General features: G+C 65.5%; 8 protein-coding genes and 1 pseudogene. 6 read left to right on the plus strand and 3 right to left on the minus strand.

Annotation, left to right across the window (positions count from 1 at the left end; all coding sequences use genetic code 11):
- Positions 1-64 precede the first annotated feature (64 nt).
- Positions 65-1,315 (minus strand): extracellular solute-binding protein, encoded by a 1,251-nt coding sequence (locus AC5W54_RS19170; RefSeq protein WP_495963700.1) that lies wholly within the window; start codon positions 1,313-1,315, stop codon positions 65-67.
- 375 nt (positions 1,316-1,690) lie between these two features.
- Here AC5W54_RS19170 and AC5W54_RS19175 point away from each other — a divergent pair, with 375 nt between their 5' ends.
- Positions 1,691-2,647: a LysR substrate-binding domain-containing protein gene (locus AC5W54_RS19175; RefSeq protein WP_495963701.1), complete on the plus strand. Its 957-nt coding sequence runs from the start codon at positions 1,691-1,693 to the stop codon at positions 2,645-2,647.
- 2 nt (positions 2,648-2,649) lie between these two features.
- Here AC5W54_RS19175 and AC5W54_RS19180 read toward each other — a convergent pair whose 3' ends face one another.
- Positions 2,650-3,576 carry a Gfo/Idh/MocA family protein gene (locus AC5W54_RS19180; protein ID WP_495963702.1) on the minus strand — a complete coding sequence of 309 codons (927 nt, stop codon included), beginning with the start codon at positions 3,574-3,576 and terminating at the stop codon, positions 2,650-2,652.
- A 207-nt stretch (positions 3,577-3,783) separates the two neighbouring features.
- Between AC5W54_RS19180 and araD1 the strand changes: the two genes are divergently transcribed.
- Genes araD1 through AC5W54_RS19195 form a run of 3 tightly spaced genes read left to right on the plus strand, consistent with a single transcriptional unit; the run spans position 3,784 to position 7,549 of the window.
- A complete protein-coding gene (gene araD1 / locus AC5W54_RS19185) occupies positions 3,784-4,770 on the plus strand; it encodes an AraD1 family protein (RefSeq protein ID WP_495963703.1) in 987 nt (328 codons plus the stop codon).
- A gap of 16 nt (positions 4,771-4,786) precedes the next feature.
- On the plus strand, positions 4,787-6,364 hold the full coding sequence (locus AC5W54_RS19190; RefSeq protein WP_495963704.1) for an aldehyde dehydrogenase (NADP(+)): 1,578 nt from the start codon (positions 4,787-4,789) through the stop codon (positions 6,362-6,364).
- Between the two features lie 15 nt (positions 6,365-6,379).
- Positions 6,380-7,549: a fumarylacetoacetate hydrolase family protein gene (locus tag AC5W54_RS19195; RefSeq protein ID WP_495963705.1), complete on the plus strand. Its 1,170-nt coding sequence runs from the start codon at positions 6,380-6,382 to the stop codon at positions 7,547-7,549.
- Positions 7,550-7,666: 117 nt separating this feature from the next.
- On the opposite strand, the gene AC5W54_RS19200 is transcribed toward AC5W54_RS19195, so the two are convergent.
- Entirely contained in the window at positions 7,667-9,379 is a 1,713-nt protein-coding gene (locus AC5W54_RS19200; protein ID WP_495963706.1) for a DEAD/DEAH box helicase, read from the minus strand.
- Positions 9,380-9,815: 436 nt separating this feature from the next.
- Between AC5W54_RS19200 and AC5W54_RS19205 the strand changes: the two genes are divergently transcribed.
- A complete protein-coding gene (locus AC5W54_RS19205; RefSeq protein WP_495963707.1) occupies positions 9,816-10,265 on the plus strand; it encodes a YaiI/YqxD family protein in 450 nt (149 codons plus the stop codon).
- Between the two features lie 51 nt (positions 10,266-10,316).
- Positions 10,317-10,430, plus strand: a pseudogene (locus tag AC5W54_RS19210) (DUF188 domain-containing protein); the annotation flags it as partial.
- Positions 10,431-10,589 lie beyond the last annotated feature (159 nt).

The following is a 10,589-nucleotide window of genomic DNA, read 5'->3' on the forward strand; positions in this document are numbered from 1 at the left end:
ATCGGAGATTACAGACAACGGCACCACCGCCCTACCACGCCCGCTGGTGCCGACGCTCATGCCGTTACTCGTAGTAACCGCGTGAGGCCAAGAGTTTTTCGGTTTCCACCGCAGCCTTGTCTAGAGCGGCTTGTACTTCCATTTCACCGATTACTGCCTGCAGGATGTAGCGGGTCACGATTTCACCCACATCCAGAAAGTCGGGTATCGCCGGGAATGCTTGACCTGTTTCAAGCGCCTCGCGAGCGGCTGGATACCACCGATATTTCTCAGCGAGTTCGGGATCTCCCAACACCGAAAGACGTGGCGGCATAGCATATTCTGCCCCCTTACGCATACTCTCCTGGCTGGCAGCGGTTGCCAGCATCTGGAACATTTCCTCCTTGTCGGCTGAAGAAAACTTGGAAATCGCGAAGCCGTCATTGGCAATCCGCGCGCCACCGCCAGGAGGTGCCACCCATTCGAACTCACCGACAAAGCGCGACTGAGTCGGGTCATCCATAGCTGCGGCTCGGGTAAACCATTGCAGGCCCATCGCAGCCAATCCTTGCTGAAGATTGATGGTCGACTCATCATTTGCATGAGAGGTGAAGCCCCGGGGGGCATACTCGGCCATCTCTTTCATTTTTTTAATAGCGACAACCCCTGCCTCGTTATTAAATATGGGCTTCCAGTTCTCATCGAACCAGCCATCGCCGATGGCATTGATATACCAGTGTGCTTCGTTCAAGGCGGCGTCAACCGGCTTCAGAGACATGATCGTCCCGGCCATTCTGTTACTGTCCAGGGCTGCTGCTGCCTGCTTGTACTCTTCCATAGTGGATGGTGGTTCTATGCCGTTCTCTTTCAGCAGATCGGAACGATAGAAAAAGAGCTCTGCATTAGACATGATCGGCATTGAATAGATATGACCGTCATAGCTTACCGCATCCACAACGGATTGCGGAAAATCCCCGAGGTTGTATTCTTCCTTGTATTTTTCCCAAAACTCATCCAGTGGTTCTAGCCAACCATTTGCCGCGAAGCGCTTCAGCGACGCATCGTTCAAGTAGAGCACATCGATTGCATCCGATCCTGATGACATGGTAATAGAGGCAAGCTCAAGCTCCTTGTCAATCGGCATTAGCTCGACGGTCACACGCCCGTCATCCAAGGCCCCTTTCATCTGTGATGTATAATATTCTAAAGCTGGCTGGCGGTGGCTTATGATACGGATAGTCTCTTGGGCCCATGCCTCCACCGTCAGAGTCGAGCCAATCAGCAACGCAGAGGTTACACCTAGTGACAGCTTTCTCTTCATTACTTTATTTTTCATATCATGACTTTCCATTTCATTGTACTGTTATCAGAAAAAAACGCAGGACCAACTCCAAACCTTTTGCCTCGCTAGCGAGCCCCCGGCTGACGGCATGAGGCTGCACCATGGCCATCTCGATTTGAAAACATTGCCGATGCCATGTCTGTTCTTGAAGTTGGATGAGCAATAGTCGTGACCATGAAGATGGAAGAGAGTGACATGCTGCTTTCTCCTGTCGCCCCCGAGCCCGGGGATTGTTGTATTTGGGTGGCGCACCACAGTACCGGTGCGCCCAAGGTTCAAGCTAGCCAGGCCATCAGATAATCAACCAATGTCAAAATTGGCCATTTTTGATATATTTTTTGTTATCAGAACAGCGAGAGGAGCGCTGCCGTGCGGATCCTGGATGATGACTGGTTTCTACGCGTGCGACTAAAGTTGCGCCATCTGCAGCTGTTTTTGGCCCTGGACGAGCAGCGTAACCTGCATCGCGCCGCTGCCAGGCTAGGCATGAGCCAGCCGGCAGCCTCCAAGTTGCTGGGGGATGTCGAGTCTCAGTTGGGCGTGAAGCTTTTCGACCGACATGCCCGGGGCCTGGCCCCCAACTGGTATGGCGAGATCATGGTGCGTCATGCCCGCACCATGCTCTCCGAGCTGCGTCATACCGGCGAAGAACTGAACGCGCTACGCGAGGGCAATGCCGGGATGGTGGCAGTTGGCACCGTGATGGCCCCGGCCGTTACCTTGCTGACCAGCGCCATCGAGCGGGTTCACCGCGACCGGCCGGGGCTGAAGGTCAGCGTTGCCGTGGACGTCAGCCAGGCGCTGGTGCCACGACTGCTGGAGGGGGAACTGGATTTCGCCATCACACGCATCCCCGCCGGCTTCCCGACGGAGCGCTTCGTGTTCGAGGAAATCGGCGAGGAAGATATTTGCTTCGTGTGCCGGGAAGGCCACCCCCTGACGGGGCGCTCTCCCCTGACCCTGGAGGACATGGCGGCCTATCCGTGGTCGCTTCAGTCTCCCGGCGCCCTGATGCGCCAGCGGGTCGACAGCCTGTTTCTTCACCACGGGGTATCCCCTCCGTCACGGATCGTCGACACCCCGGACGTGCTGGTATCCCTTGCACTGGTCGACAAGTCGGATACCATCACCGCCACCACCCGCGAGGTGGCGGGCCTGCTATGCGCGCCGCAGCGCTTTCGCATCCTGCCTCTTCGGGAAGCGCTCAGCGTTCAGCCCTACGGCCTGGTGAGCCTGCGCGACCAGCGCCTGTCGCCAGGCGCCGGTGCCCTAATGAGAACGCTGCGTGAGATCATCGCGCATCAGCGTGCGGCAAGCGCGAACTGAGCTCACTCCACGAAGGCATCCACCGTCTCACGCCGCCCCAGCAGGAAGGCATCCGCCACATGGCGCAGCGGCGCGACATCGACATCGGAGATTCGGCCGGCGACCAGTTCAGCAAAACGGGCATACAACCCGGCGTATTCCCGCTCCTCGGCGTCGAGCACGATATGCCCGTCGACGACCAGCCGGCTGCCCCCCTGGGTCAAGCTCAGTCGACCGTCCTCGGTATCGACATGGATATCCCAGGTCTGGGGACCAGTCTGACGGAACTCGAAAGCTGCCTGGATCGGCGTCTCTTGCGCATCGCTGAATGCCAGCTCGGCGGCAATCGGCGTCTGACAGTTGCTCGGTACCGCAAGCCTCGCTGAACGCAGAAAGAACGGTTGCGGCAGTATCTCGGTGACGATGGACAGGGCGTTGATTCCCGGATCGAAGACCCCCATGCCACCGGCCTCCCAGATCCATGCCTGGCCCGGGTGCCAGACCCGCACGTCTTCCTTCCACTCGATCTCGATGCGATGAATTTCTCGTTCGGCCAGCCACTCCCGTGCCTGGGCCACACCGGGAGCGAAGCGTGAATGCCAGGCCGCAAACATCGGGCAGCCCCGCCGCTCGGCCAGAGCCATGAGATCCTCGACCTCGCTCAGCGTGGCACCAGGCGGCTTTTCCAGTAGCACCGCCTTGCCATGCCCCAAGGCGAGCCGCGCCTGGGAGTGGCGCAGATGCGTCGGCGTGCAAATCGCCACCGCCTGCAAGTCCGGCACACCATCGAGCATGGCCGCCAGTGAGTCATAGCCGTCGATACCCTCCAAGCGGGCATACGGATCGGCGGTCGCTACCAAGCGAAAGTCAGGACTGGAGTCAATGGCCGGCAGGTGCTGGTCACGTGCGATCTTGCCAACCCCCACCAGGCCGATATCGATGCTACTCATACGGATAGCCTGTCGTTGTAGTGAGGAGGCATTCTGAGGCCAATTCATGGCCCGCGTAAAACGCGACACTACTAAAGTATATGTTAAACATGATTGTTGTATGTTAAACATTGAGAAGCATTCAAACGGTGTCAAACGACACGGTTGCCAGTGGTGCTGCCGTTCATGCCGATGCCGCCCTTTCAACTACTATGAGGAAATCACGCCATGCGCTTGATTCAATGCGACTATCAGGACCAGGTGCGTGCCGCCCTGGTCGAAAACGAGCAACAGGTCAGGCTGCTCGACGCCAACACCTATACGCTGGCCCATCGCGCCATCGCTGGCGCGCAGTCACTCACCGACATCGTCGAATCCTCGGCGACCGAGACCCGACTCGACTATCAACGCCTGGTCGATGATGGCCGCCTGCTGCCCCCCTTGCTGCACCCCGACCCTGCCCACTGCCTGGTGACCGGTACCGGACTCACCCACCTGGGCAGCGCCGACACCCGCTCGGCCATGCATGCCAAGCCCCAGGTCGATGAGGGCGAGTTGACCGACTCCATGCGCATGTTCAAGCTGGGAGTGGATGGCGGCAAGCCCACACCGGGCGAGGTGGGCGCCCAACCGGAGTGGTTCTACAAGGGCGACGGCAGCTGTATCGTGGCCCCGGAGGCGGCGCTGCCGGTGCCGGCCTTCGCCGAGGATGCCGGCGAGGAGCCGGAACTCGCCGGCCTCTACGTGATCGGTGACGACGGCACCCCCTGGCGGGTCGGCTACGCCATCGGCAACGAGTTCTCCGATCACGTGACCGAGCGCTTCAACTACCTGTGGCTGGCCCACTCCAAGCTGCGCGCCTGCAGCTTCGGCCCGGAGCTGCTGGTGGGGGAGCTGCCCGAGCACCTGGAGGGCGCCAGCCGGATCGTCCGGGATGGCGAGACGCTCTGGGAAAAGCCTTTCCTCACCGGGGAGGCCAACATGGCGCACAGCCTGGCCAACCTCGAGCACCATCACTTCAAGTACCCGGGCTTCCGGCGTCCCGGCGACGTCCATGTGCACTTCTTCGGCACCGCCACCCTGAGCTTCGCCGACGGGTTCCGTACTCGCGACGGCGACCGCTTCGAGATCGCCCTGCCCGCTCTGGGACGCCCGCTGCGCAACCCGCTGCGCCTGGAGCCGGACGCCCTCCCCATCGACATCCATGCACTCTGACAAGCAGGAGTTCCCCATGACACTGGAAGGCAAGCTACTCATCGGCCAAGAGGCCGTCAGCGGCAACTCCACCCCCATCTCCGCCGTCGACCCCGCCACCGGCAAGACACTCGCCCCCACCTATGCCGGCGGCAGCAAGGCCGAGGTCGAACGTGCCTGTGAACTGGCCGAGACCGCTTTCGCCAGCTACCGCGAATCCTCGCTGGAAGAGCGCGCGACCTTCCTCGAAACCATCGCCAGCGAGATCGAGGCCCTCGGCGAGCCTCTGATCGAGCGCGCCATGGCCGAGACCGGCCTGCCCCGGGCACGCCTCGAGGGCGAGCGTGGCCGCACCTGCGGCCAGCTGCGCCTGTTCGCCGCGGTGGTGCGCGCCGGCGAGTGGCTCGATGTGCGCCTCGACCCGGCGCTGCCCGAGCGCGAGCCGATGCCGCGCGTCGACCTGCGCCAGCGCCACGTGGCCCTGGGCCCGGTCGCCGTGTTCGGCGCCAGCAACTTCCCGCTCGCCTTCTCCGTGGCCGGCGGCGACACTGCCTCGGCACTGGCCGCCGGCTGCCCGGTGATCGTCAAGGGCCACTCCGCCCATCCCGGCACCTCCGAACTGGTCGGCCGCGCCGTGCAGGCCGCAGTGGCCCAGTGCCACCTGCCCGAGGGCGTCTTCTCGCTGCTGTTCGGCTCGGGCCGCGAGATCGGCCAGGCGCTGGTCGCCGATCCGCGCATCCAGGCGGTGGGCTTCACCGGCTCGCGCACGGGCGGTACCGCCTTGATGGCCACCGCCCAGGCCCGCCCCCAGCCGATCCCGGTCTATGCCGAGATGAGTTCCATCAACCCGGTGTTCCTGCTGCCCGAGGCGCTCGCCGCGCGCGGCCCAGCCATCGCCGAGGGCTTTGTTGGCTCGCTCACCCTGGGCGCCGGCCAGTTCTGCACCAACCCCGGGCTGCTGATCGGCCTGAGCGGGCCCTCGCTCGACGCCTTCGTCAAGGCGGCCGGCGAGGCGGTCAAGGGCAGTGCCACCCAGACCATGCTCACCCCGGGGATACACGCCGCCTATCAGGATGGCGTCGGTGCCCTGGCCGCCCACCCCAAGGTGCGCGAGATCGCCCGTGGCCAGGCCGGCGCCGGACCGCACGAGTGCCAGGCGGCGCTGTTTGCCGCCAACGGCGCCGACTTCCTGTCCGATGCAGCGCTGCAGGCCGAGGTGTTCGGCGCCAGCGCCCTGGTGGTGGAATGCGCCGACGCCGAGGAGATGCAGCGTGTGGCCGAGGCCCTGGAAGGCCAGCTCACCGCCACCCTGCAGGTGGACGACGGCGACCTGCCGTTGGCCCGCCGCCTGCTGCCGGTGCTCGAGCGCAAGGCGGGGCGGATTCTCGCCAACGGCTGGCCCACCGGCGTCGAGGTGTGCCACGCCATGGTCCACGGCGGCCCCTACCCGGCCACGGCCGACTCGCGCACCACCTCGGTGGGCAGTGCGGCCATCCAGCGCTTCCTGCGCCCGGTGTGCTACCAGGCACTGCCAGCGGCCCTGCTGCCCGAGGCGCTGCACGACGGCAACCCGCTGGGCGTGACTCGGCTGGTGGACGGCCGGCGTGAGGCGTGACGCAAACGACAACCCATGCGAGGTGGCCAGTTGAACAACGAACGCTTACTTCCCGAGGACCTGGAGCGCGCCCGGCTGGTGGGGCGGGTATGGCGGTCGGCCCCGGACGAGGGGCCGGCCCTGGTGGTGGTCCGCCGCGGCGAGGTCATCGACATCTCCGCGCAGTGCGGCTGCATGGCCGACCTGCTCGATCGCGACGATGCCGTCGAATTCGTCTCGCGCGCCGAGGGCGAATCCCTCGGCCCCGTCGAGGCGCTGCTGGAGAACTCGCTCGCCGAACCGCGGCGCGCCCCCTACCTGCTCGCCCCCTGCGACGTCCAGGCGATCAAGGCCTGCGGCGTGACCTTCGCCGTGAGCCTGATGGAGCGGGTGATCGAGGAGCAGGCCGGCGGCGACCCCGGCCGGGCCGGTGAACTGCGCGCCGAGCTGCAGGCGTTGATCGGCAGCGACCTGTCGCGGATCGTGCCCGGTTCCGAAGAAGCCATGGCGCTCAAGGCGGCGCTGCAGGCGCGCGGCGCCTGGTCGCAGTACATGGAGGTCGGCCTCGGCCCGGACGCCGAGGTGTTCACCAAGGCGCAGCCGTTCTCGGCGGTGGGCTTCGGCGACCGCGTCGGCCTGCACCCGGCGTCGCAGTGGAACAACCCCGAGCCGGAGATCGTGCTGGCGGTAGATGCCAATGGCCAGGCCAAGGGCGCGACCCTCGGCAACGACGTCAACCTGCGCGACATCGAGGGGCGCAGCGCCCTGCTGCTGGGGAAGGCCAAGGACAACAACGCTTCCTGTGCCATCGGCCCCTTCATTCGCCTGTTCGACGACGCCTTCACGATCGACACGGTGCGCGAGGCGCGGGTGTCGCTACGCATCGAGGGCGAGGACGACGGCTTCATCCTCGACGACAGCAGCGACATGCGCCAGATCAGCCGCGACCCGCTGGAGCTGGTCGACCAGACCATCGGCGCCCATCACCAGTACCCGGACGGCTTCCTGCTGTTCCTCGGTACCATGTTCTCGCCGATCCAGGATCGCGACGGCGAGGGACAGGGCTTCACCCATCACCTCGGCGACACCGTGACCATCGCCACCCCCGCGCTGGGGGGACTGATCAACCGCGTCGACCGCTCGGACCGCCTGCCGCCCTGGACCTTCGGCATTCGTGCCTGGCTGGCCAGCCAGCAGCGTCGCTGATTCCCTCCCTCACCGGGTGAGGCCAGAACGCGAAACGGGCCCGGGGAAATCCTCCCCGGGCCCGTTGCCTGGTGGCCTGCCGATCGTCACGGTGTGGCGATCGGCTTATCCTGCCCTTCAGCCACGCGACTGGCGGCGGATCGGTGCATCGCCGTCGTCGTGGCGGCGGCGCGGCGCACGCTCGGGGACGCCACGGTCCTCGCTGATCTCCAGCGGACGGCCGGCCACCCGGGCGCGGGCCATCTTGGCCAGGATGCTGGCCGGCAGCGAGCTCGGCAGCTCGACCACCGAGAAGGCGTTGCGGATATCGATGCGGCCGATACGCGCCCCCTCGATGCCGCCCTCGTTGGCCAGCGCACCGACCAGCTGGCCCGGCTTGACGCCATCCTTGTGACCCACGGCGACACGGTAGCGGGTCATGCCCTCGCTGGGGCCGCTCTCGCGGCGGCGCGGCGGCTTGCCATCGCGGGCGGCACGCTCACCACGGTCATTGTCGCGACGTGGCGCCTGCAGGCGACCGATGGGTGCCTCGTCGGCGCGGGCCATGGCGGCAAAGGCGCAGGCCAGCTCGATGGGGTCGTGCCCCTCCTCCACCAGGCGCGCGACCAGGGCGTTCTGCTCCTCGGCGCCCTTGGTCAGGGAAGCGACCACCCGCTGATGGAACACCTCGTCGCGATGGGCGCGGATGGCGGCCTCGTCGGGCAGCGGCATCTCGCTCAGCTTCTGACCGGTGGCCTGCTCGAGCCAGCCTACCTTGCGACCCTCGCGGAAGCCGACGAAGGTGATCGCCACGCCGGTGCGGCCGGCACGGCCGGTACGCCCGATGCGGTGGGTATAGGCCTCGGCATCCTGGGGCAGGTCGTAGTTGATGACGTGGGTGATACGCGGCACGTCGAGGCCGCGGGCGGCCACGTCGGTGGCGATCAGCACGTCGACCTTGCCGCGCTTGAGGCGTGTGATGGTGCGCTCGCGCAGGCTCTGGTCGAGGTCGCCGGAGAGACTCGCCACGTTGACGCCGCGGGCCGAGAGTTGCTCCATCAGGGTGGTACAGGCGGCTCGGGTGCGCACGAAGACGATGGCGCCATCGACGGGCTCGACCTCGAGGAGTCGCGACAGCGCCTCCAGCTTGGCACCGCCATCGACGCGCACCATGCGCTGGTCGATGCTCGCCGCAGTCCCGACCCTGGCCTCGATGGCCACCTTGACCGGGTCGACCAGGTAGCGATTGACGATGCGCTCGATCTCCGACGGCAGGGTAGCGGAGAAGAACACCCGCTGGGCATCCTTGGGGGTATCGGCGACCACGCGCTTGACGTCGTCGATGAAGCCCATGCGCAGCATCTCGTCGGCTTCGTCCAACACCAGGGCGGAGAGACCATCGAGCTTGAGGCTGCCGCGGTCCAGGTGGTCGATCACCCGGCCGGGGGTGCCCACCACCACCTGGGCGCCGCGCTTCAGGGCGCCCAGCTGTTCGCGGTACTCCTGGCCGCCACACAGGGTCGCCACTTCCAGGCCCTTGAGGTTCTGGCCGTACTTGCTGAACGACACGGCCACCTGCTGGGCCAGTTCACGGGTCGGCGCCAGCACCAGCACCTGGGGCTCGCGGCGGTCGAGCTCGAGGCGCGACAGGATCGGCAACGCGAAGGCAGCGGTCTTGCCGGTACCGGTCTGGGCCTGGCCCAGCATGTCACGGCCTTCCAGCAACGCCGGGATGGTCTGCATCTGGATCGGCGAAGGGGTCTCGTAGCCCAGGGTTTCGACAGCAGAGAGAACGGCGGGCAGCAGGGCCAGATCGCCGAAGCTCAGCGCAGCGACAGAAGTCGAGGTCATCAATCACACCTTGGTAGGCCGGCGATGGCCGGCAAATCACATTGAGGCACCCCCGACGCAAGCAAACGGTCGGGCGCACTGCGCCAATCGCTGGGCCGTCATGGCCAGGGGGCAGAGCGAGTCACGGTATCGGGGACGCCGGTCGCACCTGGCATCCGGTTCGAGCCTCGAAGGCTGGCGAACCGCTAAGGCGACCTTTCTGCGCCGATGCCACCTGTCTGGCGGCATCTGGTTGGCGCTCCATCTTCACATCTCGGACACTGGCGGTAGATGACCGCAGGTCTCGGTGATTCGGCTCGGGCACTCGGCTCAGGCGAATCGTCATGATGGCGGGGTCAGCACATGCGAGGAGCGCGCATGCTACCATCGGCACTCATCGCTGGCCAGCCTTTTCGAGGTTGGCATTCATCGCGCCCCTTGCTGTCAGGAGTTTGCCATGCCGAGTCTCTGGGTCGACGCCGATGCCTGCCCCAAGGTGGCCCGCGAGATCATCGTGCGCGCCGCCGAGCGTACCGCCACGCCGACCTGGTTCGTGGCCAACCATGTCATACCGTTGCCGCCCTCGAAGTGGGTGAAGTCGCTGTCGGTGAGCCACGGCTTCGATGCCGCCGACAACGAGATCGTCGCGCGCCTGGCCGCTGGGGACCTGCTGATCACCTCGGACCTGCCGCTGGCCATGGAAGCGATCGACCAGGGCGCCGCGGTGATGACCACCCGCGGCGAGATGCTCGACCGGAGCAATATCCGCGCCCGCGTCCAGATGCGGGACTTCATGGAGACCCTGCGCGCCAGCGGCGAGCACACCGGCGGCCCCAAGGGCTACGCCGACGCCGACCGCCGCGAGTTCGCCAATGCGCTGGATCGCTGGCTGGCGAAGAACGCCTGATCCATGACGCATCTGCACCCTGGGTCCAGATGCGACTGACACAAGACCTGCATGGAGACCCTGCGCGCCAGCGGCGAGCATACCGGCGGCCCCAAGGGCTACGCCGACGCCGACCGCCGCGAGTTCGCCAATGCACTGGATCGCTGGCTGGCGAGGCAGCGGTAATCTGGTTCTTCGCCAAGTGGCATCAACTTTCCCCGATAGGGGTCGGGAAGGCTTAGCCTCCCCGCCCTCCGAACCGTGCGTGCGGTTCTCCCGCACACGGCTCTCCAGTCGATGGTTTCAGCATCGTGATTGGCTCGCCTTCCGCCAGGCTTCGGTCAT

It is taken from the genome of Halomonas sp. LMYGS-3 (assembly GCF_059509875.1).

What these genes read in the sequence shown, in the direction of transcription:
- AC5W54_RS19170 (WP_495963700.1), bottom strand. Translation starts at nt 1,315, where the DNA reads ATGAAAAATAAAGTAATGAAGAGAAAGCTGTCACTAGGTGTAACCTCT.
- AC5W54_RS19180 (WP_495963702.1), bottom strand. Translation starts at nt 3,576, where the DNA reads ATGAGTAGCATCGATATCGGCCTGGTGGGGGTTGGCAAGATCGCACGT.
- araD1 (WP_495963703.1), top strand. Translation starts at nt 3,784, where the DNA reads ATGCGCTTGATTCAATGCGACTATCAGGACCAGGTGCGTGCCGCCCTG.
- AC5W54_RS19190 (WP_495963704.1), top strand. Translation starts at nt 4,787, where the DNA reads ATGACACTGGAAGGCAAGCTACTCATCGGCCAAGAGGCCGTCAGCGGC.
- AC5W54_RS19195 (WP_495963705.1), top strand. Translation starts at nt 6,380, where the DNA reads ATGCGAGGTGGCCAGTTGAACAACGAACGCTTACTTCCCGAGGACCTG.
- AC5W54_RS19200 (WP_495963706.1), bottom strand. Translation starts at nt 9,379, where the DNA reads ATGACCTCGACTTCTGTCGCTGCGCTGAGCTTCGGCGATCTGGCCCTG.
- AC5W54_RS19205 (WP_495963707.1), top strand. Translation starts at nt 9,816, where the DNA reads ATGCCGAGTCTCTGGGTCGACGCCGATGCCTGCCCCAAGGTGGCCCGC.